Source organism: Duffyella gerundensis (assembly GCF_001517405.1).
Classification (GTDB): Bacteria; Pseudomonadota; Gammaproteobacteria; order Enterobacterales; family Enterobacteriaceae; genus Duffyella; species Duffyella gerundensis.
This window is the reverse complement of record NZ_LN907828.1, coordinates 265,277-289,382: the sequence shown is the minus strand read 5'-3', so window position 1 is coordinate 289,382 and position 24,106 is coordinate 265,277. Positions and strand designations below refer to the sequence as shown.

Sequence of the window (24,106 nt, the reverse complement as noted above, 5' to 3'; positions counted from 1 at the left end):
GTTACATCCCCTTTGCCAGTTTGCGTTTTTCATTCCACGCGGTGCTGCTGATGCTGACCAGAATGATCACGCCGCTGAAAACCTGATGCCAGTAAGATGAAATGCTTAGCAAAGTCATGCCATTTTGCAGAAAGCCCAGCAGCAGCACACCCAGAATGGTGCCGGTCAGCGAGCCACGTCCGCCGGTCATACTGGTGCCGCCTAATACCACCGCCGCCAGCACCGTTAGCTCATAGCCGAGCAGGGAATTAGGGGCTACCGATTGGGTGATTTGCGCCTGAACCACCGCAGCAATGCCCGCCAGCAATCCCATAAAACCGTAAACGTAAAAATGCAGCCGTAGGATGTTCAAACCGAGGCGCGACGCGGCGTCACGATTGCTGCCCATGGCATAAATCTGACGACCCACGCGTGTGTGGTTCATTAACACCCCGGTGGCAATAACGACACCCAGCAGGCTGAGCAGTGGGAGCGTCAGGCCATAGTCGTAACCATCAGCGGCGGTAAAGGAGAACCAGTTAATGCCGTTCATAAACCAGTCGGGAAAGCCGTACAACCAGGTGCCATTGGTGAGATAAACCAGTAAACCGTAGAACAGATTTAGCGTGGCGATGGTGATAATGATGGCTGGAACGCGGAGCCAGTACACCAGAAAGCCGTTAACCAGCCCGAGCAGCAAACCGGTGCTCATTGACATGGCAAACGCCAGCGGAAAGCTGCCGCCGTGATGAATGATGTAACTCGCCATCACGTACTGGCCGATGGACGTGATGGCCGGAAAGGAGATGTCGATGCCTCCGGCGATCAGCACCACAAACAGACCACAGGCCAGAATACCGAGAATGGCGTAACTGGTAGCGACATCTGTCAGGTTACCCAGCGTCATAAATTCACTGGTGCTGACGCTCAGGCCAATTGCCAGCAGCAGAACCAGTAATCCAAGCCAGAATTCGTGCCGGGAAAACAGTTTCGAGAGAACGTTGTTATCCATTGATCATCTCCGCAATCTCCACTTCGCTGCTCTGGTGCGGCGCAAATTCCGCCACCAGTTCACCTTTGCGCATCACCAGCACGCGATGACTGTTGTAGTACGCTTCCGGAATTTCATCGCAAATCATCAGCACCGCCATGCCAGATTCCGCCAGATCGCGCGCAATGCGATAAATGCCTTCTTTGTTGGCAATATCCACGCCGACGGTCGGTGAATCGAGGATTAGAATATGTGGTCGCGTCGCCACCCATTTAGCGATAGCAATACGCTGCGCATTACCGCCGGAAAGCGTCTTCACCGGTAAGCCGCTGTCGGAGACTTTTATGTTCAGGTCACGAATCAGATCTCTCACTACCGATGCGGCTTTGCGATGATCCATTAATCCTGTGCCGGTGTGCAGCTTGTCGAAAATCGATACCAACGTGTTGTCGTAAATGGATTGCTCCATGATGAGCCCCTGCGTCAGACGGTCTTCTGATACATAGGCGATGCCGTGACGGATGGCGTCGCGGTTACTGTGGAGTTTCACCGCATTGCCGTTAATGCGGATTTCCCCGCTGTCCGGTTGGGTCATGCCGAACAGGCTCAAACAGAGCTCTGTACGTCCTGACCCGAGCAGGCCGATAATCGCGGTGATTTCACCCTGACGCAGCGACAGTGAAATATTGTGATACTGACCTTTGCGGCTCAGCTGGCTGACTTCCAGCAGTGGCGTCACGTCGGCGGGTGCTCGGTGTGGCAGGTGACTGTAGGTAAAACGCTGTCCAGTCATCAGGAACGCCAGTTCATTGCTGTCGAGTTCACTGGCAGGATAGGTGCCGACCAGTTTACCGTCGCGCATTACGCTGATATGGTCGGCTACCTCCATCACCTCATCAAGACGGTGGCTGACAAACACCACGCAGATACCGGCGGCTTTGAGCTCATTCACTACCCGCAGCAGGCCATTAACTTCTGTGCGGGTCAGTGAAGCGGTCGGTTCATCCATAATCACCAGGCTGGCGTCAGCGGCGATTGCGCGGCATATTGCCACTAACTGGCGGTCGGCGATCGACAGCTTTTCGACTTTACGATCCGGATCCAGAGAAACCCCGACCCGTTGCATTGCCGCCACCGCTTTTTTGCGCATCGCCTCGCGATGTACCCAAAAATCACCGCCCGGCAAATAACGGTGAATGGCAATGTTTTCGGCCACAGACAGATTTGGAAACAGAGATAAATCCTGATAAATAACCTGAATCCCATAATAAGAAGACAACTGCGGCGTAAGGGTGTGAAAGAGTTTCCCGTCCAGCTTAATCGTCGCGCTTTTTTCCGGCTTATAGACACCGGAAATGATTTTAATTATGGTGCTTTTTCCGCAACCATTTTGACCGGCAAGACAATGCACTTCACCTTTATTAAGGGTCAGGCTGACATTATCTAATGCTAATACTCCCGGGAATTTTTTACTGATTTTCTCGAGGCTGATAAAGGCCTCATTACCGGCTTGGGACATGCTGACAGTATTCATCACAGATCCTTAAATATACCTGTTTACTTCCGGCTGGGATTGGCTACGCTGGCGCACTCAAATCACTTCATTATCCAGGCTTATTGGGATTCGATCATTTACCGACTTCCATCAAATCAACATATTCAGGGCGTAAAATTTCAAAGTTGGAACGGAAATAAAATACGGCACAGCACACGACGCCGTATCTTTTTTATTAACCTGGTGTGTTACGGGAAAAATTTATATACGAAAGATAAGAGAGTTAAAAGTGCCGATCAGAACCCGAGTGATTTTGCATTCTCTGGTGTCACCTCGAGAATTTTATTAAATCGAATCACTTTCTTGTCCATATCGACGTCGGCTTTGCCCAGCCCTTCAATGCTCAGATCTTTGGTGACTTCTTTACCCTGAAGCAACTGATCGGCGACCGTGACTAAGGCGTAACCGGCATCTTTCGGATCCCACAGCAGGGCTTTCTTAATATCACCGCGCATCAGATAAGGTGCAGCTTGAGCGGGCATAGCGATACCGACAACGGCGATTTTATTTTTCGCACGTTTCTGCTGAACGGCCTGGCCAGCACCGATCGGACCGAGCGAACCGAAGCCGATAATTCCTTTTAGATCGGGATAGGTTTTCATTAAATCGAGCGTGGTAGAGTAGGACTTATCAATATTTTCTGCCACCGGCAGACGTGAAGTCACTTCATGCATCTCCGGGTACTTTTCTTTCTGATATTTGATCGCAGCATCTGCCCATGCATTATGCAATGGCACGGTCAGGGAACCGACATAAATGGCGTATCCGCCTTTGCTGCCCATATCTTTTGCCAGCTCGTCCATGTTCGCTTCGGCATATTTCTGGCTGTCGATGGTTTCAATATCCCACTGCCCAATTTGCTGGTCCGGCGATTCATGCGTTAATACGACGATGCCCTGGTCACGGGCTTTTTTCAGCACCGGCTCCAGTACTTTGGCATCATTTGGCACCACAATGATTGCGTTGACTTTTTTGGCTATCAAATCTTCAATCACTTTTACCTGCTGGGCCGGATCGGGGGTGGAGCCACCAACCTGATACGCGTTGACATCCAGCTTCTGCGCGGCTTCTTTTACGCCCACTTCCATACGGGTGAACCAGGGAATACCCGTAACTTTAGCGACAACGGCGATATCGTAAGGTTTGGCGGCAAATGACGGTGTTGTAAATGCCATGCATGCTGAAACCACACATGCGCTGACTAATGCGAGATTAAATTTCATTTCGGTACCTTTCTTATGGTGTTCTGAAAAAGGGAAAGAATGATTTCTGTTAAATCCACGATCAGAGATTAACGTAGAGGAACATCGTTTTTCGCACAGTTGTGAAGAAAATGTGAGTAAAGCCCGTATTTGTTAAATATTATGAAATATTAAGTTAATAGATTGTTATTTAAGGCGCTTACTGCGCTGACTTTAGTCCGCAAGGAATCTGCTTTCAGCTAAAATACTCATATAAAATCACATTAAATTAACATTTAATTTACATATGAATGCGGCGTGGTGCTTTTCCGGCCGGAAAAATGCGGAAATGGTTTTTATTTGCGCAGAGTGTGAACAGCGTCACGCGGCAGGTGCATGAGCAATCAGGCAACGCTGCCTGTGTCGGACGTTAAAGCTGAAAGAATCAGGCAGGACGTGTGCCGACGTAATTGTCTGCACAAAAGATTGCGTCAGGCATGAACATGATAGAAGCTGCTTTTTTACCGTGACATTGATGTTTCAATGATGAAATGCGGGCCCATGCTTACCGGATATTTTACCGGAGTGAGACCGTAATCAGGTTGCTTAACAGGGCGCCGTTATACAAAGGCGCCCTGTTGCGGCTACTTAAGCTTGAGTTAAAAGTGTGTTGCCGGCGTGTCTGGCTGGCCATGCTGTGGCAGTGCTACCCGAACCTTGATGGCAATAAAAAGTGCCGCGAGCAACATCATGCTACCGGCGGTAATAAAAACGCCTGCCACGCCACTGAATCCAAACATGAATCCGCCTAAAGCAGCGCCGGCAGCGATTGAGGACTGCACGGATGCCACCACCATACCGCCTGCTGTTTCTGCCTGATCCGGCACCGCGCGCGCCACCCAGTTAGACCAGGCCACCGGAACGCCGCCAAACGCCAGACCCCACAGCACGATCAGGCACATCAATCCGGATATCTGCACGGGCAGCCAGATCATGAAGAGCGCTGCGACGCCCACTATTGCAGGCATCAGGACCAGGGTGGCACGCAAACTACGTTCCATCAGCCATCCGGCCAGCAGCGTCCCCACGAAATTGGCCACACCGAACCCAAGCAGCATTAAAGACAAACTATTCACATCAATAGGAATAACGCTTTCGAGAGCCGGACGAATATAGGTAAACAGCGCGTACTGTCCCGTATGAGCAAGCACGCATCCCATCATTCCCAGTGCAATGCCAGGTCGTCGAAGCAGTGCCATTACCGATGCGGTTCGTGCCGTGTTGCGCGCGGCCATACGCGGCAGAGTGAATAACTGCACAATGAGCGTCAGCACGCCCACTGCGGTTGCTGCCACAAAGGCGCTACGCCACCCGTAGAGCCCGCCCAGATAACTTCCCAGCGGTACCGAAACCACAGTGCCTACGGCGATGCCGCTGAAGATAAAGGATAAGGCGCGCGGAACGAGCCTGGCTGGCACCAGACGCATGGCGACGGCAGCGGCCATGCTCCAGAACCCTCCCAGCGCAACGCCCAACAGTATTCGCATAATTAACAGCACGGCCAGGCTGGAGGAGAGTGCCACCAGCAGATTCGAGGCTATCATCAGTCCGGTGAAACTCAACAGGACGACTCTTCTGTCAAACCTGCGCGTCAGGCCTGGCACCAGCAGCCCTGCAAACAGAGCCACCACTGCCGTTACGGTCACTGCCTGGCCAGCCAGGGCCTCCGAAACATGCAGGTCAGCAGCCATAGGCGTTAGCAGGCTGGCGGGTAGATACTCGGCTGTCAGTAAGCCAAAAACGCCCATTGCCAGGGAAAATACAGCCGTCCACGCGGCTCCCGTTGGCTCACCCTCATGGGCGAACGCTGGCGCAGCATTATTCACATCATTTCTCATCTAACCTATCCCCGGATAATTATCACAGCCGAAAGTCTGGCATCGATCGGCAGGACGATCTATGATGCGGAATCTTGATATTATGCTCGAAACGCCTGAAATGACCGATAAAGAACAATCCGCTCTGTCGTCCGATCTTATTAGCGAACTGTTGACAGGCATGCGCCTGCGCGGTGTCCAGTATCGCCGTATTCAGACCGGCCCTGCTTTTGGGCTGGGGTTTGATGGCAGGCCGGGGCACGCCTATTTTCATTATCTGGCCGCGGGCACCGCGTTCTTACGTACGCATGACGGCACGCTTCACCCGCTGGTTGCTGGCAATGCGGTGTTCATGCCTCAGGGAAAGGCGCATCAACTCCTTTCAGACCCCGGTGTAGCTTTTCAACATATCGACAATTTCGCCACGGCTCCGCTGGGAGAAGCGGTTAGCGGAGTGGATACCTGCCCCAGCACGCACCCAATACCCAGCGCAGTGCTTTTTTACGGCTGCATGGAATTCGATCTCGGCGGTATGCACGGGCTGGGTAAACTGATGCCGGAGGTTCTCGTGGCGAATACCGACCAGCCGCGTTATCCGGGCCTGGTGTCAATCCTGTCTGCCATGAAAAACGAAATATGCTCCGGGCGCATCGGTTTTGCCGGTATTCTGGCGCGTCTTGCTGAGGTCGCGGCCGCGATGATTGTACGTGGGTGGGTTGAATGTGGCTGTGAAACCGCCTCCGGCCTTTTTGCGGCATTGCGTGATCCGCGCCTTGTCCGAGCCATCCTGGCTATACACCGTCAGCCCGGCAAAGAGTGGACTGTGGCTGAACTGGCAGCGGAATCGCATGTCTCGCGTTCTGTGTTTGCCGAGCGCTTTAAGGCGACAACAGGCGTGCCGCCACTGCGCTACGCAACGGAGTTGCGTATGCGTCTCGCCAGTCAGTGGCTCAGCCAGGAGAAGCTATCGATCGACACGGTAGCCCAGCGTCTGGGCTATACCTCTCAGGCCGCGTTCAGTCGGGCTTTCAAGCGGATCAACGGCCAGCCGCCGGGAGCCAGCCGCGGCAGCTTAATGAAGAACCCGCCCTGAGCGTCACAAATGTCTGTTACCTTGCCTGAAATCAGCGATGAAAGGCGTGTGCGTCGAAAGAGAGTCAGAACGGCGCTTTATAAAAATGAGCGATATCAACCCAGTGACCAGACAAAGCGACTTTGATTTTTCAGGCCGGTCCGTTATTCCTTATGCACATGACTACAGGCACGGCGATTATGAAGACTGGCATACGCACAGCTGTGCTCAGCTGATTCATACGCTGAGCGGTGTTATTCGCATTGAGACCCGACTCGGATTGTGGGTGGTCCCGCCTTCACGTGGCGTATGGATACCGGCAAATATCCCACATGCCTTGCATATCACCGGCGATGTGAAGGCGAGGGTGCTTTTTGTCGAGCCGCTGGCGCGGGCAGATCTGCCCGTTATCTGTCAGGTTGTTGGTGTGAGTGACCTGTTACGGGAACTGATTATCTGCGCGCTGACGCTTCCTGCTGACTACCTGCCCGGCAGCCGGGCTGAACATGTTTACGAACTGATGCTTGATGAAATTCGCGTGATGGACATGCTGCCGTTTCACCTGCCAGAGCCAGTCTCAGAACGCCTGAAACAGCTATGCCAGGCGGTTCGCGATGCACCGCATGAAACCTGGTCAATTGAGCAGGCAGCCGTAAAAATCAACGCCAGCGGACGCACGCTCAACCGCCATTTTTACCAGCAAACCGGCATGCAGTTTAGCGAGTGGGTTCGGCGGGCACGTCTTCTGCACGCCCTGACGCGCCTGGCGCAGGGCGAGCAAATAACGCGGGTGGCTCTGGATTCAGGTTACGCCAGCCCCGGCGCGTTCAGCGTGATGTTTCGGCGGGTTATGGGAATGACGCCCAGTGAGTACTTCAGCAAGTAACGAAATCCGCTGCGGCGTTTAGCATAGCCTGCAGCGAGGCTCGGGTAATGTCGCTGTCAATACTGACGCCCCATGCGCATCTCCCTGTGCGGTCCTGGCAGCACACATAGGCGACGGAACGACTGTCGCTGCGTTTACCCAGCGTGTGTTCCTGATAACTAACAATTTCAAGCTCAGTGTTTACCTCCCGGCAGAGGGCGGTAAGAGCCGCTGAAAGAAAGCCATTTCCCTCTCCCATCAGGCTCAGTTTTTTACCCTGGCAAATGATCTCAGCAGAAAGCACGGTGCGCTGGTCAGGCTGATTGTTGCAGACATACTCTTTTAAACGCAGGAGTGGGGCGTCAACAACGCCATACGCCTGACGAAACAGGTTCCAGACCGCCATCTGTGACAGCTCTTTCTCACCCCGTTCCGCCTCTTTTTGCACGCGAAGGCTGAATGCCTGCTGAAGTGGGCGGGGCAGGATAAGGTTATGGTTTTGCTCGAGTAGCCAGGCCGCGCCGCTTTTGCCTGACTGGCTGTTGACCCGGATAACCGCTTCATAGCTGCAACCGACATCTGCCGGATCGAGCGGCAGATAGGGCACTTGCCAGAAAGCATCTGAGGCGTTCTGTCGTGCAGCAAACCCTTTCTTGATGGCATCCTGATGGGAGCCGGAAAAAGCCGTAAAAACCAGTTCGCCGGCGTAGGGGTGGCGCGGCGCAACAGGCAGCTGATTGCACTCCTCCACCACTTCAACCACCTTTTTCATCTGGCTAAAGTCGAGTCCGGGTGAGATGCCCTGCGTATAAAGATTCAGCGCCAGCGTCACTAAATCAGCATTGCCTGTACGCTCTCCGTTGCCAAACAGGCAACCTTCAACGCGTTCAGCACCCGCCAGCAGTGCCAGCTCAGCACAGGCAATGCCTGTTCCACGATCGTTGTGTGGGTGAACGCTGATACAAACCTGCTGGCGACGCGAAAAATGGCGGCAAAAATATTCGATCTGATCGGCGTAAACATTCGGCATGCTGACCTCAACCGTTGCAGGCAGGTTGATAATCATGGGGCGAGACGTATCCGGTTCCCAGACCTCGGCCACGGCTTCACAAATCTGCAGGGCGAACTCAGGCTCAGTGAAGCAGAAGGTTTCCGGAGAATACTGAAACGTCCAGTTGGTTTCCGGTGACGCCTCGCATAATCGACGGATTTGCCTGGTTGCGCCGATGGCAAGCTGAACAATTTCATCACGCGTCTGACGAAAGACGATCTCCCTGAAAAGGGGCGCCGTCGCATTATATAAATGTACCGTCGCCTGATGAACACCCTGCAACGATTCAAATGTCCGCGTAATCAAATCCTCTCTTGCCTGCGTTAACACCTGAATATTCACATTTTCTGGAATACGTTTGCCTTCAATAAGCGACCGCACAAAATCAAAATCCGTTTGTGAAGCAGAGGGAAACGCGACCTCAATTTCCCGAAAGCCACAGGCTATGAGGAGATCCCAGAATTTCATTTTTCGGGCGTTGTCCATCGGCTCGGCAAGCGACTGATTACCGTCGCGTAAATCCGTAGAAAGCCAGCGCGGCGGATGGGTCAATGTGTTATTGGGCCACTGTCGGTCACTAATATTAACAGGGGGATGCGCTTTATACTTGAGTGAAGGATTATTCAACATACCGGGTTCCTCTTTAACAAAGATGCCCAGTGTCGTGCTAAATCAGCCGCAAAACTCATCAGAGGCTGACAACTGCTTATGCAAAAATGACAATCGCGAAGCAGAGATCTAACCAACAGAAGAACAGGATAGAAATCGGCATGGCTCTATTTTTCAGTAATGTTTCTTCGGCTGACAGCTGAATAAAACAGAGGGGCCGACGGCGAAAGGCCAGGTGCCGGCGACTGGACGCCCAAACCCTGTGCATGAAGTGCTGAACAATAAGCGTGCGCTAATGCTGGCAATGTCCCTAGTTTGCATAAAATGCTTACTTTTCCGCTGGCATCGCTGGTAGAAGTACCAGAACCCAACGAGCGAGAATGCGATCACCGAAGCCCGCTACGCGCAGGGTTTTTTAATTCTGTGGCGATTGATTGAATCCCGAGCCGCCCAGAAACAAAGCGGCATAAGCCACAACGTCACGGACTCATTCGCAAAGCGGGCTGATGCGCGCGCCAGGGTCGGTTTTGAGGGAGGAGCGGACATAATTAGCCACCTTAAACTTTATGTTCCGTTGATTTTTTTTCTGACATTACTATCAAAATTATTTTGTCATACATGGAGTAAGTCTGATGAGTACCTACGTAAGAACAGCTCGGCTTTCTGATATCGAGGGTATGTTCGACGTCAGAACATCGGTAATCGAGAACCACCTGAGTCGTGAAGAGATGCGGCAGATGGGTATTACCGAAGGCGTCGTAGGCGATATGATTGAAAAAAGTCTTTGCGCATGGGTTGCCACTGAAAATAATAAAATCATTGGTTTCTCCATGATATTGCCGGATGAAGGCTGTCTGTTTGCGGCCTTTGTTCTGCCTGAATATGAAGGCAAAGGAATAGGTCGCAGGCTTGTTACGCTAGCTGAGCAGGAGTTATTCCTGCATCATGAGATTGCCTGGTTGGAAACCGATAAGAATAGTCGCGCGGCGAAATTTTATATGCAGCTCGGTTGGGGTAATGAAACAGACCTTAATGGCACTGACATCAAATTGGAAAAAACTCGTGGCGTTTAATTCACAGCAATTTTCACTGATGTCCGCTGTTGGCACAAAGCGGACTAACACGCGAGCCAATGTCCACTATGAGCGAAAAGCGGACGTCAAAATCATGGCGGTAGAGTAGTTATGCCACATTGAACATAACATCCCAATGGCCTCATGATTATGTATTCTGCATAGCAAACGTCACTAAATTCTGATGATCCAAGCGGAAATACTGTTTTTCTTCGAGCAGGGACGCCCCGAGAGACGAGTAAAACTCAGCTGCTTTCGGGTTTGTTGTTTCAGCCGTCTAATCAAACCTCGTGCAGCCATGTTCAATTGCAAACGCCGCTATAAATCCCATAAGCGATTTACCTACACCCTGGCCTCTCACAGCTGCTGATGTGAAAAGATCTTTCATATACGCCTGGCCGGAGCATTTGGGAGCCGGAAACATCAATGTGAATGTGGCAAATCCGACGAGAGTCCCATTTTTCCATGCTCCGAGCACGCTCACGCCCGAATAAGCAGATAAAACCTTCTGAGTCAGATAAGAGAACATTTCATCATAGCTGGCAGCCTCACTGCTAAAGTAATACGTCTCCATTTCCACAAAAACTCTTGCCAGTTCCGGAATATCCGATGCATCACATATAGCAATTTTCATACGCTTCCCTTAAATTTTGTAACCTGCCATCCACGTGATTCTAACATTCGAGTTCTAAAGCACATCCATCGAAATTTCATGAGGCGACAGTGCCCGCTTCTGGCACAAAGCGGACTGACGTCGGGATAATGTCCGCTATGAGCGAGAAGCGGACGTTAGCCCAGAAAATATATGAGAAGTAGAAGCGGTCAGAAAGAGTCTAGACTGGTTGTGAAGATTCTCTACCGGCACGTTAGTTTCAGTACTCTTGGAAAAGATGCGGTAGCAAACCTTGAAACCTTGCAAAGGATTTATCCGACAATATCCCTTAATACAGTAGATCAAGCTGTTCAGGTTCACTGATAAGACGGGGCGTTCCCTGTTTGTTCGTATCAAAGAGGGCCTGATAGCGGACTGAATTAATCCCCATGACCAGATTATCGAGGTCGGTATTGGCAACACGCACTGAGTGATTCTTCGCCCAGGCGGGCAGGGCATAGATATAATAGGTGAAGGTCACATAAGTAACGCCTGTGTGATCTGTTGAGATAGCCCTTATGGTTCTGACACGCATGGTTCCATAGCAGAAATCATGATGCTTTATGAACGAAGCTTGACCGTATGGGGTCAGCTCCCAGATTTTCCTTCCTGCTTTCACATGAGAAGTAATCAGGCCGGCATCAACAAGCGCCTCCATTTTTGCATTAATCCACCGGTCGGTGCCTGTTCTGATTGAAACCGGCCACTGCCTTTCACCCAGGCAAAGAGATTGCTGATTAAGTGACTGCTGTATGAGCTCAAGGTACTGACTTTTCTGCCCCGCATTGCAGCTCAACGGTAGGAAAAACAGCAAAATCAGTGTGATACATTTCAACGAAATTTCTCCATATCCAGAATATGAAAAGCTTCATTCACTTCATCAAAAGTTTGTTCAGTAAGATAAATCCCTGCTGGATCCCAGTAAAAAACAGACGTCCCGGGATCGTCGTTATTTTGCTCCAGCCGGAATCGTGAAAACCTCACTCGCGATTTATCGGTAAGATCTCCGCCGCCACCGCTGCCGGCATATTTGGCCGCCCTGATAAGGTAAACCCGCCCTTTATAGCGGTGAAGTTCTGTGCCGCTTATCTTAAGGATAGATGCTGATAGCCTTAAATCGGTCCAGGTAAAACCATCGTCATCCGGGACCGGTACGATAAGCCAGTTTTTTTCCTGGCTGATAAAGATGTTGAGAGTTTCACTGGGATGAGAAGTATTATTGTCGTAAGTCGCGGAAAAGACGGTGTCTGGTATGCCATCACCATTCAAATCAATGCTGTTCAGCCCCTTTTTCAGGTGAATATGGGTGTCTGCCTGTAATGAAGCCGGAAGGCTTATCAGAATGGCTGTCAGCATTATAAAAGGCATTTTCAGGTTCAAAATTTCCGCACCAGTCTGAAGCCAGTGTCCGGCAGGGCGTAGCCGGCACTGTGCGTGTCGCAGCTGGTCAGACTGCCCGTATGTAACAAGAAGCTGCCGCCGCAAAAATAGTACATTTTCACACCGGAAAGGGTGTCGAAAGCATCAACCCATTCCGAAACGTTACCGCTCATGTCATACAGACCGAGCGCGTTAGGCCGCAGGCTTTTCACACGGACAGTGCCGAAATGCGGATCGTTGAAGTCAGGGAACCAGGCGACGGCATTTGCGTTGTTGCTGCCAGCAAATCTGAAACCATACGAGCCATTTTCCAGTCCGGCCTTTCCTCCACGGGCGGCAATCTGCCATTCCTCGGCCGTGGGTAAGCGGTAACCATTAGCCCGGGCATCCTGTTTAAATTCGTAACGGGAACTGTCGCGTGCCGGGACGCCATTATTATTGAGATAGACAGGTCTCAGCCCTGCCTTTTCACTCAGGGCATTTGCAAAAATCACCGCATCTGACCATTCAACACTGGTAACCGGATGTGTACCGTTATCTGTATCCGCCGGCCGGCAGTCCTCGTAAACGGCTCCGTTACATCCGACACCGAATACATAACCACGCTCAACAGCCCATTCGTGAACATCTGAATAAAGCCGGTAGGTAATTTCAGTACGCATGATCCAGAAGGTATTCAGCGTGATGTTGGCGTGTGCTGCATAGTCATGTTGGCCAAAAACGTTACCGGCATAATATCTACCTCCGGCCACCACGATTTCATCAGGGGATTGTGTTGCAGCGGCAAAGGCGGAAAAGACAGACAGCAGAAAGAGGATTTTATTTTTCACAGAGCCATCCTGGCTGATTGATATGGGCATTCACATAGCTGATTTCCAGCATCGCCAGACTTTAGCAACCAGATGGATTTAAAGTTAGAAATATTAAGTAAGTAAGTTCTGAAATTCCTTACGGCAATACCTGACTTTCAGCCCTTTTATACTGACTGACCGGTACAGGTTGTAAGCTGCAATTCAACAGCATCTTCACTCACAGCTTGAAATTGCCATTAAAGGGGCATAGCAGGAAAACTGCCAATGTCCGCTTCTGGCACAAAGCGGGCTTACACGTTTGCCCATATCCGCTATGAGGAAAAGCACCTCCGGACCTTCAGGATGGTTGTCAGCCAGGGGGGGGTTTGAGGTTTAAACTGCAGTTTTGCATAAGATGACGACAGATAAAGTTGATTTAATATATCCATCTGAAGGGCGGGGACACCATCAACAAAATGTACATGCTTACCGGTTTTGCTTCCTTCGTTATGCATATTCTGCCCGGTTATGGCTGTTAATATGGACCCATCTCAAGCTTCCCATATCCCGACAGCATTGCGATTGCTTCATCCATCCGCTGACGTTCGAGTTTATAGAACACCCAGTTCTTGATACGTTTCGATGTCACTATACCGGCCTTAGCCAGAATCTGAAGATGGCCTGTCACGGTCGGCTGACTGAGACCAATCTTTTCGGTGATAAACCCGACACACACCCCATCCTCAACCAGGTCGCCATCCTGCTGTTCCGGAAAATGTGACCTGGGATCGGAAAGCCACTCCACCATCACGAGCCGGTGCTCATTGCCGAGGGCGCGGAAAAGGTCTGCCATTGATGTCTCAGGATTGTTCATATAGCCATTTTCCTATATAGTTATTTTACTATATAACTTCTGAGCACATATTATGACAAACCACACTCAAAGACCAATCGACAGTGTCACGCTGAAGGCCATTTATGCTGCCTCCGCGCGCATCAAAACAACGGTTTGCAGAACCCCGCTGGAACCTTCGCAGGCGCTGTCTGCTCTTGCCGAAGCGGAGGTCAGGCTCAAGATGGAGAATCTCCAGCATACGGGTAGCTTTAAAATTAGGGGGGCTGCAAACGTCGTTGCCAGTCTTAATACAGACCAGCGCATTGCTGGCGTAATTGCCCCGACGGCGGGAAATCATGGACTGGGGCTTGCCTGCGCGGGTCACGCAGCAGGCGTACCGGTGTCCATATTTCTGCCCTGTTCAGCAGACCCAATTAAGGTCTCCGCAATGAAAAGCTATGGTGCTCAGGTTACGTTTTTTGAAAATATTGAAGAGGCGAGACAGGCCGCGATTGTGGCCGCGCAGGAGTCCGGCGCGACGTTTGTCTCCGCCTACGATAATGAGCAGATGATAGCCGGAGCCGGCACGGTCGGACTGGAAATAATGGAAGACTGGGCAGACGCTGACGTCATTCTCGTGAATATTGGCGGTGGCGGGCTGGCGTCAGGTATTGCGACGGCAGTCAAAGCTATTAACCCTGCAGCCGAAGTCTGGGCCATACAAAGTGAAGCCAGCCCGACCTTTGCACACTGGAAAGAAGCGGGCGAAACAATTCCAGTGGAATTAAACCCGTCAATCGCCGAAGGCATCAGTGGCTATATTGAGCCTGAAGCCATGACCTGGCCCCTGGTACGCGACCGCGTTGATCGTGTTCTTCTTGTTTCAGAAACCGGGATTAAAGCAGCGATGCTGTTAATGCTGAATCAGCACAGCCATGTCATTGAACCTTCGGGAGCACCTGCAATTGCGGCAGTCCTTCGCTATGCAAAAGAACTGAGTGGACGTAAGGTCGTCTGCGTAGTGAGCGGCAGAAATATATCGGATTACCGTTATCTGGAATTAGTGAATGAGGCCACACTCTGACAACACGCAGCAAAGGTGCAGGCAGGAAACAGAATAGCGCGCAGCCAGCGTGAGAGTGAGAATTGATAAAATATCATGCCCCCTTCCTCACTTAGATCGATATGCAAACTTGCCCTAAAAAGCGAGGTCTGCCCCGATTATGTTACTCTGTGCAGAAGACCGGGCCTCATCTGAACGCAGTCCGTCAAAATAATTATATTATCCCTACCTTCTCTCCGAAGCTAAATAAAATGAGATGATATGAATAAAAGCAGTATTAAAGCCTTTCCTCTGTTACGTATTCTAATGCTGACGTGCGTACCCATGTTTTTACTGGGTTGTGCCAGTGCATTGTGCCCTTTTGGCAGCTTTGAAGGCACGGTTCCGGACTTTAAAAATAGTTACTGGAGAACCACTGAAAAACATCCGGCTAAGTCTGATGAACAAGTCCAGGAAGAATGCACTCATGCTGCCGACGCTGAGGAGCAACGCCTTTCGCAGGTCTATCTGCAGTTGTGTAAAACCGGCCATTTAACCGCCGAAAATCAACGATTTGCACAGAAGTTACTGGTCAACCCACTCTATTCTGGCTTGAAATCAGCAAAAGCCGTACCCCAGGATAAGTCAGTTAATTCAATTGAAGCCCAGCTGAGACGGTCGATTTCCGGAAGCGATAACTCTAAGTATTTAAAAGAAAATTGTGGCTATTACATTGAAAAAAGCGCAGCGGAACGGACCAACACCCTGCTGGGTTTACAGGCAGGGGATTACAAAAACGAAGTTTTTAAACAGTGCATGGCAGAAAACCATATGGCGCTCATTGTTTCACAGACTGAATTCAGCCGGTGCAAGTCGATAGGATGGTAATCAACCACAGGCTGACCTCTACTTCAGGCGTATATATAAAGTGATGACACTAGCGATTTTGCTCCGCACCACGGAGGAATTGTGATGTGTGGGCAGATATAAAATCAAATGCGGGCTTTGCTGCAAAATGCATGAGCCCGGAAAAACATTAAATATGCTGAATAGCGTTCATGCCAGGCTGCGCGTTCGCCGTTTACCTTCGGTCTGCACTACCTGATGTATACGCATCATTCCCGGTAAACCAGATAAGCAAGTGCGGCAGCTGAACAGAAAGCATAAGGGCTTAAAAGCAAAATATCCGAATAAGACGCTTCACATATCCTGATAACAGGCCATGCCAGTATAAACAGCCACATGATGAGCACAGAGCACACGATAAAAAAGCTCCCCTTCAGGGCAGCATCAGGATAAAATCGCTTCGAAACCATCGCTAATGGCATGCCGATTATTATTGATCCCATCGTGGTCCCAATAATACTCATCGTAACGATGAAAAAATAAGTAAATATGAGGCCCATTACCGGGGCACTGCTTTTCCCCAGTGAAAGATAGGTTAAAACCAGTAATGAACCCACGAGACTACTAAATATTGCTGATATCACAGATACCCTAATCCAGTTATCGTCAATAATGTTCGCCATAATTCTCTCTTTGTCTGAGCAGCTTTATTGATGCACCGTACCCGCTAAAATTTTCGGCACAAGGCTTGATCGCAAAACAGGCTTCAGGCACAGCATCCTCATGACGACCTGCGACGGGCATCCTGACAATAATGACATTAAGGCCGCCAGTCAGTTTTTTTTGGAGTAGGCCAGTATGATTGTCATCGCTTTTCCTTGTGAGTTTTATCCTACGAACCTTTTGCATATGCCATAAAAATTTTTAAGCATACCTATCTAATTCGAGTAAGGCGACAACATCCGCTTCTGGCACAAAGCGGACGTAAACTGAAACAACGGCTCACGAGCAAACATCTGTGTTTTTCATTGCTGCTGAAGCTGCCAGAGAAATCAGTGCTCATTAACCTGCCCAGACTTTCCATTCCCCCATAATGCGGTGAAGCTCGTCATTAGCGCTGAAAAAATACACGCCCTTTCACTGAATAATCGCACGTGTTGAATTAAGGGGCAGCCATCTTGATGCCGACGTGGCTGAGCGGGTGATTACGCAGCCATCGTTATATCGGAGGAGAGAGTCAGCAATGGCTTTATCTGATTCCCGCAAGGTGGCATTGCGCTGATAAAAGTCATCACCAGGCGAAAGCACCCACTTTTATCGATTTCTCTACCGTTCAGGCTGGTGAAACTGCCCGCCAGCAGGGCTAAACGCATTCGACGCGTAACAATCCGCGCCGCACTGTGGTTGAATTCGCCCCTTACATTTTTCGTACGTGGTTATCATGCATTACATTCAAAGTTTGATGAATTTTATTGAGGGAAACAGGGTGCTGTCAGTCAGCGTCAGCCTGCTGTTGCTGATTATGGCCGGGATGGTTACTCACCTGATCTGCAAATTTTTCATCGTCAAAGTGATCAGAAAGGTCTTTTTCAGCAGCCATAAACAGGGCGTTCCGCTGGATAAAGATGTCCGCCTCTCTCAGAAGCTGTCGAATTTTGTGCCGGTGATTGTGGTCTACAATTTCTTGCAGTTTATGCCAGGCCTGCCTGAAAATCTGAAAGTTGCGATTCAAACTATCTGCGGCATCCTGTTTTTTGTTTATTTGTCGATCTTCTTCAATGAAGTGCTGGAGATTGTTAACAACTCCTATTCGCGCAAATCGAAGCGTAAAAATCACTCGATCAAAGGCTATATCCAGATTGGCAAAATCCTGGTGCATATTATCGCCGCGATCATGATTCTGGCAATTATGTCCAACAAGTCACCGGCGATTATTATCTCCTCGCTGGGTGCGGTCGCCGCGGTGCTGATGTTGATTTTCCAACATACCCTGCTGTCGCTGGTGGCGAATATTCAGCTCTCGTCCAACGATGTGCTACAGCTGGGCGACTGGATTGAGATGCCGGATAGAAATATCAGTGGCGAGGTGATCGATATTGCGCTGCATACCATCACCATTCGCAACTGGGATAACACCATTTCGCGCATTCCGACCAAGAATTTCCTCACCGAGACCTACACCAACTGGCAGGCGATGTTCTCTTCGGGCGCGCGCCGTATCATGCGCAGTTTTTATCTTGATCAGAAGTCGATCACCTTTGTGAACCAGGAGATGCTGCTGGCGATGAGCCAGATCCGCATCGCCAGCGAATCCATCACTGAGCTGCTGGATGGGCGTGATATCAGCGCAGTCGGCGATCGCTGGTTTATGGAGAACGGTATCACCAACCTGATGGTATTCCGTAAATTTCTGACCGCCTGGCTGGCCCAGCGTGAAGATATTAAAAAAGAGATGTATATCGTGGTGCGTCCGTTAAAGCCGTCACCGGATGGCTTGCCGGTAGAAATCTACTGCTTTACCTCATCTATTTTCTGGGCCGATTATGAAAATACCCAGGCGGCGATTTTTGAGTATATCTATGCGATGGCCCGTTACTTTGAGCTGCAAATTTACCAGCATCCGGCAGGATCCGATTTTGCCCGGCTGGCGCAGCCGCGCGCAGAGAGCACCGATGCCCGATCTGGTGGCCCGCAGTAAACTGACTCACGGCGGCGTCTCTTACGCCGCCTGACTTTACCAGGCGCATTTGGCGTCAGTCAGCACCCTATCGTTGTTTATCTGCACCGTCCGCTATGAGCGGAAAGCGGGCAAAACTCAGAGCAATTCTCGTGCATTGATATATGGCGTAATGCAACAAATTGTCGCGTACTATTTTCCGTAGTGCGTCAAACACAGACGTATCGATTGAAACCACCCCAATACTTTACTGGTGCTGGGGACTACAACATGAGGTTTAAAATGGCAACAAGCATCCGATTAGATGATGATTTTGTTGAAGAAGTGAAAATACATGCAGAGGCTATGAGCCGTAGCGTGCCGAAACAGATTGAGCACTGGGCTAAGATCGGCCGTATTGCTGAGGACAATCCCGATTTGCCTTTTTCCTTCATCAACGAAATTCTGCTGGCGAAATCAGAAATGGACAACGGGAGAATGAAGAAATATGTGCGCAGAAAAGACAGGTCAGGAAGTTGAGGTTTACCCGTCCAGCCGCTTTGAGAAGGCCTTTAACCGTCTGACCAAAGAGGATCAGGACAACGTTGATGAAGAGATTGATCGCATCATCGAAAACCCGCAGACAGGCGAGCGCAAGAAAGGTGATCTCAACTATCTGTGGGTGCATAAGTTTTACATGGGGAAGCAGCAATATCTGCTCGGCTATAGCTGGCTGGACCAAAAGCTGGAGATCTCTCTCTTAAGTTTGGGAGCGCACGAGAATGACTATGATGAACAAAAGCGATAACGCAGAGCCGATCTGAAACTAATCGGGTAAAGTCGATAAAGAATGAGTCATTTATTTGAAACAGCGCGATATCCCATGATTCCCTCCGCAATGAGGGAGGCATTCAAACCAAACTACTTTCCCATCGCATAACACCCAGCGCCACTTTTTCACTATTACTGCTGGCGACAGGCAACATGTCCGCAAAACCGATGCCTACAGGCACCCAGGCAATCTGTAGATCTCTGAAATTATTTGCATCGTTGCGTCTTCGATCGTTCCTTCATTACGGCATAAAACCCAGCCGTGATCGGCAACCTCTCGCTCAAACGCCTTAGTACAAGCGATATGCTCTTCCAGCTTATGCATCACCGTACTACTTAGCCCACGCGTTCTGGCTGCGGCCCTTGCCCATGAAATCTCAGGCGTCGTCACCACCCCAACATGCAGGTCTGGCGTTCGTACGTTTCTCTCCATATTGAGCTGTAAAATCTCTGCAAAGGGAACCAATCGGCGAAAGACGGCATCCGACGGGTACCAACGATCCATCAGGATTATGCTACCCGGTGGCTGTTTAGGCAGCACATGTTCGGAAATCCATGCACGGCTATCAGCAAAGTGCGCACAAACTTCGCGTTCCAAATCCAGGGCAGGATTTCTGGCGAGCCTGTTCACAAGGGCCATTGTTTCGCTTCTGTTGGGATCGCTTTTTTTCTCGCAAAGTCGGATCACCTTCTTGTTGTCTGCCCTCAGTATTTTGGTAATGGCTTCCAACAATGTGGTTTTACCGACCCCTTTAGGACCATCGAGAGAAATAAACAGTGGGCGATTCATACTCAACATGACGATTGATGTACGGTTTGATTAACATCCAACGCACTGAAAAACATCTTTTTTCCTTCTTATTCGCCAGCCAGAGGGACTGATATAAAAGCCGTCAAGGGAGGGTGTGCTCTGGGTGACAGAGCACAGGGGATTCGCTTAGAAAACGGAAAATAACCCTGACCAGGCGTTTTATCAACACAGACAGGAGTCAATGAGTCGCCTTGAGCGAGAAGCGGACGCTAACACGTTGCAATTGAGATTTCCTGTGCCATTTTAATGGCTCAAAGGTGGCTACCAACCTGAGGCGGATCGTACAAAACTCAGCCCAAAAGAGACTTCAAATATGGACATGCTAAACCAACTCAGGCGCACGCTGCGCAGGAGAAACCGTGTTGTGCGCTGGGGATAAACAGTAATGAAAACTACCGCACTCCAGAGAACGTGGCGCTAAAGCCTACCCCTTAAAACCATTCGGGATCGATCATGACCAGCATGCCGCGTTTTGCGCTCATTTTTGCAGCTATATTCATGGCTTGTGGCACCGCCACCGCAAAAAGATTAGAAGATTTCAACCACGCTCCGACTTCGTATGGCAGTTCAGAGCAGTTGTCCGTTGATAAACAACTGCTGGCAGAGTTTAGCCATAAAAAGTTTGTTTGCCGTAGCGAAGCCGCGTTTTTACCGAAGGAATCCCCTGCGGCAGCTGAGGCCTTCAGGCAACTCGTGGAATATGCCTTAGCAGGAGACCAGATCGATAACTTCTGGATGGATGAAGAACATAAAAAGCAGCGTGAGGGCTTGCTTGCTGACGCGGTAAAAGAGGGGAGCTGGAAGGCCGTTTATCTCGACAGTGTCTGGACGCTGCGTTATCCGGCCAGCCCTGCAGAAAGGGTCAACGCCTCAGAAAAACTTCAGGCGCTCATTCAACAGGGTGTGCCGATTGCGGCTTATAAATACGGATCATCTCTTTACGGCCGTGATGACAACGCGATGTACGCACTGCTCTCTGGCGCCGTTGACCGCGGAAGCCCGCAGGCGATGGCATTAGTGGGAGGAAATATCGTCCCGCAGGCTAAAGTGCTTCATCCGGTAGGTAAACAACTGCTTGAGTGTGCAGTGGAGCAAGGTTTTGCCCCCGCCTACAGGAGCCTGGGTAAACTGGCCTGGATGGAAGGACGGCGTCTGGATGCTTATCGGTTGTGGGAAAAAGGCGCCAATAAAGGCTGCGCGTCATGTATCCAGTACCTTGAGCCCATTGGCCGTGTGCGCCGTGGCTATACGTCCGCAACACCGGTGCTGGAGCAGGTCCCTCAGCTTGCCGCTATTAACGCATTCTATGAGCGTAATTTCTTTTATCCGCTCAGCGAGTTAAAGGATTTTGACCTGCCGCTTCCGAAAAATCTCACGTTTCATCTGAATGACAAGGAACTGCTTAAATTGCTGGAAACGGAGCAGGGAAGTGATTTTTAAATGCCCTGGCGAAACAGACAGTTTTAAACATCGATTGCCTGTAAAAGTTTCCGACAAAAACTTGCCTGGTCCAACGGGCGACAGGTATCAACAACTCGAAGAGGCGTCTTCACGGCGACATTTTTTTAGCTGCTGAGGAGGGAATACGCGCTTCAAGGATTTTATCCACGCACTGCGTTGGGGTGAATTCTGCGGTATCCAGCCGCAGATGCGCTCTGCTCCATGGCTCATAATGTCGGTTCATGACGGCATTCCAGTCAGGAACTTTTAACCCTGGAATATCGGACACCCTTTTCTCTACACGGGCACGATGCTGTACGCGATCCGAACAGAGAATTTCAACTTCAAGGAAGGGGACATCTAACGATATTGCAATATCACGGAAAATATCGCGTATCAGGTTGAGGTCATTAACTGAGTCAGTTATGACCGTGTTACCCAGCCTGAGATTGTCCCGGGCAAGCTCATAGAGGATGAAATAGCCTTCAGGTCCCATCTCTTTGGGATGTTCCGATGCGGCCCTTATTGCCTGTTCAACCGTATCCACCCGTAAATAAACGGCTTTTAATCTTTCGGCTAGTCTCTTCGCGATAGTGCTTTTTCCGCAGCCCGGAAGGCCGCTGAAAATAAAGAACATAGTCACTCCTGTTGAAAAGGGTACGTTGACGTTCAACCAGACACCTCTGTAAACCACGCCATAAATCGACGATTGAAAGATGTGTCAGTCACGAGCCATGCGCGCAACCTGTCTGTTATCCACTTTTCTAAAATCAATTTGAACAAAGCGTCGACGTTCATCATTGCACGGCAGGCTTTTGGCTGAGGAAGATCTGCCAACATAGTTAGGGATATCCCTAAAACAGCAGGGGATGATCTTTCCAGCATGTTTAAAATGCAACCCTGTTTTCCGCTATCAGCATCACGCAGAGTTTATTAAAGATTGTCGGCTACGCAGCCGATAAATGGAGATCAATACCTTTAATCCTGAATCCCGTCATCGACAGCGTGCCGCCTGTTTTCTGTAGCAAAGAGGCGCGCGCCGCGGCAGCCATGATGCATGACGGACATTCGTTTGACCCTGAACCGCTTGCCGTAATACTTCCCAAAGAGGTTAAGGCAATAAGCGGTCTTTAACGACGAGTAGTAAGCTTATTCAGTATCACCAGCCAATAACGGATTCGACCACCATGAGCACTGCGATCAAGCCTGACCTTTCTGCCATTTGGTCCACGGACGCTCATGGCCTGTGCATCGCCTGTCAGGAAAGTCCTGCTGGCCTGATGCCGGCATTGAAAGGCGTCACGCTCAGCGCCTGGCTGAGGCTCGCGCAGGCAGATGATGATGCGAAGATCGCATTGCAGCTGACGGCGGCTCTGGAAGGTGTCACGCCTTTTCACTTTGAATTGCCGATTCAGTGTCTGGACGGCACGACGCGGCGGGTGATTTTTTCTGGCCTGCCGGACAGCCAGCCCAGCGCTTCGCATCTGCAATATAACGGCTTTATTTTTGATATCACCGGACAGCGCAAAGCGCTGGAAGATGCGCTGCGCACGGCGGCGGAATACCGTCTGTTGATTGAGAACAGCACCGATCTGATAGCCCATTGCGATTCAGACGGCAGGTACGTTTCGATCTCGCCTTCCTACAGCAAAATGATCGGCTGGTCGGCTGATGAAATGATTGGCCAGCGAGTGCTGGATTTTCTGCATCCTGATGATTACGCCTCCGCTTCCGAAGCGCTGGCGCATATCTTCAATAACGGCGCGTTACCGGACGTTGTCGAAGTGCGTAAGCGCCATCGCGACGGCCATTACATTACCCTTGGCACCAAAGCCTGTAGCGTCAGCAATCCTTCCACCGGCAAAAATATCGGTGCCGTGCTGGTGTCGCGCGACATTACCCGCGACAAAGAGAAAATTCTTGAGCTGGAGAAACTGGCAACCCGCGATATTCTCACCGGATTACCTAATCGCGCGTGGATCAACGACCAGGTGAACAGCATGCTCGCGCAGGCCGACGATAGCGCCTGGGTCACGGTTCTGTTTATCGATCTGAACGGGTTTAAAGCCGTCAATGATTCTATGGGACACGCATCAGGGGATCTGTTGCTGCAGCAGATCGGCGAACGGCTGCAACACGGTATGCGCCCGGGCGATTCAGTGGCGCGAATGGGCGGGGACGAATTTGTGGTAGCCGCCATGTGCGACAGTCGCGAGGCGGCATCCGCTATCGCCCAGCGCCTTATCGACAGCATGGAAGCGCCTTTTGCTATCAATAATTTGAAAGTGCGGATCGGGGCGGCAATAGGCATCAGCCTCGCCCGGCCCGGCACCGCATCGGCCCAAATGCTGTTTGAAAATGCCGACAAAGCGATGTACCAGGCAAAAGCACGACGCGATGGCGCCTACCAGTTTTATTAAGGCCGCGACGCTGCCGTCAGGCGAGTAGGATCGTTCAGTCCATGTCTTTTATTGATCATGGTTTGGTTCAGCCTGGCTGGCGTGTTGGGGCAATATTCACTCTCTCGACCAGCCCGCGTTTAACGTGATAAAGCAGAGTAAAAACAGGC

Annotated in this window: 23 protein-coding genes; 10 read left to right on the top strand and 13 right to left on the bottom strand. The window is 50.6% G+C overall.

Going from position 1 to position 24,106, the window contains the following annotated elements; translation table 11 throughout:
* Position 1 precedes the first annotated feature (1 nt).
* The 4 genes from EM595_RS18520 to EM595_RS18505 form a co-directional block, all read right to left on the bottom strand.
* The gene (locus EM595_RS18520; protein WP_067436300.1) at positions 2-991 is read right to left on the bottom strand and encodes an ABC transporter permease; all 990 of its coding nucleotides are present in this window, start codon (positions 989-991) and stop codon (positions 2-4) included.
* The gene (locus EM595_RS18515) at positions 984-2,504 is read right to left on the bottom strand and encodes a sugar ABC transporter ATP-binding protein (protein ID WP_067436297.1); all 1,521 of its coding nucleotides are present in this window, start codon (positions 2,502-2,504) and stop codon (positions 984-986) included. The genes EM595_RS18520 and EM595_RS18515 overlap by 8 nt, the downstream gene beginning before the upstream one ends.
* Before the next feature lie 257 nt (positions 2,505-2,761).
* Positions 2,762-3,748 (bottom strand): autoinducer 2 ABC transporter substrate-binding protein, encoded by a 987-nt coding sequence (locus EM595_RS18510; protein ID WP_067436294.1) that lies wholly within the window; start codon positions 3,746-3,748, stop codon positions 2,762-2,764.
* A gap of 617 nt (positions 3,749-4,365) precedes the next feature.
* A complete protein-coding gene (locus EM595_RS18505; RefSeq protein ID WP_067436291.1) occupies positions 4,366-5,604 on the bottom strand; it encodes an MFS transporter in 1,239 nt (412 codons plus the stop codon).
* Between the two features lie 61 nt (positions 5,605-5,665).
* Here EM595_RS18505 and EM595_RS18500 point away from each other — a divergent pair, with 61 nt between their 5' ends.
* On the top strand, positions 5,666-6,676 hold the full coding sequence (locus EM595_RS18500) for an AraC family transcriptional regulator (protein WP_067436287.1): 1,011 nt from the start codon (positions 5,666-5,668) through the stop codon (positions 6,674-6,676).
* A gap of 85 nt (positions 6,677-6,761) precedes the next feature.
* Positions 6,762-7,541, top strand: coding sequence for an AraC family transcriptional regulator (locus EM595_RS18495; protein WP_173645408.1), 780 nt, complete (start codon positions 6,762-6,764; stop codon positions 7,539-7,541).
* Here EM595_RS18495 and leuA read toward each other — a convergent pair.
* Positions 7,531-9,201 carry a 2-isopropylmalate synthase gene (gene leuA, locus EM595_RS18490; protein ID WP_067436284.1) on the bottom strand — a complete coding sequence of 557 codons (1,671 nt, stop codon included), beginning with the start codon at positions 9,199-9,201 and terminating at the stop codon, positions 7,531-7,533. The two genes, EM595_RS18495 and leuA, sit on opposite strands and share 11 nt — an antisense overlap.
* 611 nt (positions 9,202-9,812) lie before the next feature.
* Between leuA and EM595_RS18485 the strand changes: the two genes are divergently transcribed.
* Positions 9,813-10,253, top strand: a complete 441-nt coding sequence (locus tag EM595_RS18485) for a GNAT family N-acetyltransferase (RefSeq protein WP_067436281.1) — start codon at positions 9,813-9,815, stop codon at positions 10,251-10,253.
* A 277-nt stretch (positions 10,254-10,530) separates the two neighbouring features.
* Here EM595_RS18485 and EM595_RS18480 read toward each other — a convergent pair whose 3' ends face one another.
* The 5 genes from EM595_RS18480 to EM595_RS18460 all read right to left on the bottom strand — a co-directional run bounded on the left by EM595_RS18480 (position 10,531) and on the right by EM595_RS18460 (position 13,950).
* Entirely contained in the window at positions 10,531-10,887 is a 357-nt protein-coding gene (locus EM595_RS18480; protein ID WP_419190158.1) for a GNAT family N-acetyltransferase, read from the bottom strand.
* A gap of 307 nt (positions 10,888-11,194) precedes the next feature.
* Positions 11,195-11,740, bottom strand: a complete 546-nt coding sequence (locus EM595_RS18475; protein WP_067436278.1) for an SEN1982 family lipoprotein — start codon at positions 11,738-11,740, stop codon at positions 11,195-11,197.
* The gene (locus EM595_RS18470; protein ID WP_067436275.1) at positions 11,737-12,285 is read right to left on the bottom strand and encodes a carbapenem self-resistance protein CarG family protein; all 549 of its coding nucleotides are present in this window, start codon (positions 12,283-12,285) and stop codon (positions 11,737-11,739) included. Before EM595_RS18470 ends, EM595_RS18475 begins: the two co-directional genes overlap by 4 nt.
* Positions 12,282-13,115 (bottom strand): SUMF1/EgtB/PvdO family nonheme iron enzyme, encoded by an 834-nt coding sequence (locus EM595_RS18465; RefSeq protein ID WP_067436272.1) that lies wholly within the window; start codon positions 13,113-13,115, stop codon positions 12,282-12,284. Before EM595_RS18465 ends, EM595_RS18470 begins: the two co-directional genes overlap by 4 nt.
* A gap of 496 nt (positions 13,116-13,611) precedes the next feature.
* Positions 13,612-13,950 (bottom strand): ArsR/SmtB family transcription factor, encoded by a 339-nt coding sequence (locus EM595_RS18460; protein WP_067436269.1) that lies wholly within the window; start codon positions 13,948-13,950, stop codon positions 13,612-13,614.
* A gap of 52 nt (positions 13,951-14,002) precedes the next feature.
* Between EM595_RS18460 and EM595_RS18455 the strand changes: the two genes are divergently transcribed.
* Together EM595_RS18455 and EM595_RS18450 are read left to right on the top strand one after the other, a co-directional pair.
* On the top strand, positions 14,003-14,995 hold the full coding sequence (locus EM595_RS18455) for a threonine ammonia-lyase (protein WP_173645407.1): 993 nt from the start codon (positions 14,003-14,005) through the stop codon (positions 14,993-14,995).
* Positions 14,996-15,235: 240 nt separating this feature from the next.
* On the top strand, positions 15,236-15,841 hold the full coding sequence (locus EM595_RS18450) for a hypothetical protein (RefSeq protein ID WP_067436262.1): 606 nt from the start codon (positions 15,236-15,238) through the stop codon (positions 15,839-15,841).
* Between the two features lie 227 nt (positions 15,842-16,068).
* Here the strand turns inward: EM595_RS18450 and EM595_RS18445 are convergent, their stop codons facing one another.
* Positions 16,069-16,482 carry a hypothetical protein gene (locus tag EM595_RS18445; protein WP_067436254.1) on the bottom strand — a complete coding sequence of 138 codons (414 nt, stop codon included), beginning with the start codon at positions 16,480-16,482 and terminating at the stop codon, positions 16,069-16,071.
* Between the two features lie 758 nt (positions 16,483-17,240).
* On the opposite strand from EM595_RS18445, the gene EM595_RS18440 reads away from it, so the two are divergent.
* The 3 genes from EM595_RS18440 (at position 17,241) to EM595_RS18430 (ending at position 19,263) form a co-directional block, all read left to right on the top strand.
* Positions 17,241-18,497, top strand: a complete 1,257-nt coding sequence (locus tag EM595_RS18440) for a mechanosensitive ion channel family protein (protein ID WP_067436251.1) — start codon at positions 17,241-17,243, stop codon at positions 18,495-18,497.
* Positions 18,498-18,758: 261 nt separating this feature from the next.
* Positions 18,759-18,995 carry a TA system antitoxin ParD family protein gene (locus tag EM595_RS18435; RefSeq protein WP_067436248.1) on the top strand — a complete coding sequence of 79 codons (237 nt, stop codon included), beginning with the start codon at positions 18,759-18,761 and terminating at the stop codon, positions 18,993-18,995.
* Positions 18,964-19,263 carry a type II toxin-antitoxin system RelE/ParE family toxin gene (locus tag EM595_RS18430; protein WP_067436243.1) on the top strand — a complete coding sequence of 100 codons (300 nt, stop codon included), beginning with the start codon at positions 18,964-18,966 and terminating at the stop codon, positions 19,261-19,263. The genes EM595_RS18435 and EM595_RS18430 overlap by 32 nt, the downstream gene beginning before the upstream one ends.
* A gap of 195 nt (positions 19,264-19,458) precedes the next feature.
* Here the strand turns inward: EM595_RS18430 and EM595_RS18425 are convergent, their stop codons facing one another.
* The gene (locus EM595_RS18425; RefSeq protein ID WP_067437015.1) at positions 19,459-20,076 is read right to left on the bottom strand and encodes a dTMP kinase; all 618 of its coding nucleotides are present in this window, start codon (positions 20,074-20,076) and stop codon (positions 19,459-19,461) included.
* Positions 20,077-20,550: 474 nt separating this feature from the next.
* Between EM595_RS18425 and EM595_RS18420 the strand changes: the two genes are divergently transcribed.
* The gene (locus tag EM595_RS18420; protein WP_157883937.1) at positions 20,551-21,537 is read left to right on the top strand and encodes an SEL1-like repeat protein; all 987 of its coding nucleotides are present in this window, start codon (positions 20,551-20,553) and stop codon (positions 21,535-21,537) included.
* Positions 21,538-21,646: 109 nt separating this feature from the next.
* On the opposite strand, the gene EM595_RS18415 is transcribed toward EM595_RS18420, so the two are convergent.
* A complete protein-coding gene (locus EM595_RS18415) occupies positions 21,647-22,174 on the bottom strand; it encodes a P-loop nucleotide/nucleoside kinase family protein (RefSeq protein ID WP_067436240.1) in 528 nt (175 codons plus the stop codon).
* A 550-nt stretch (positions 22,175-22,724) separates the two neighbouring features.
* On the opposite strand from EM595_RS18415, the gene EM595_RS18410 reads away from it, so the two are divergent.
* The gene (locus EM595_RS18410; RefSeq protein ID WP_067436237.1) at positions 22,725-23,957 is read left to right on the top strand and encodes a sensor domain-containing diguanylate cyclase; all 1,233 of its coding nucleotides are present in this window, start codon (positions 22,725-22,727) and stop codon (positions 23,955-23,957) included.
* Positions 23,958-24,106 lie beyond the last annotated feature (149 nt).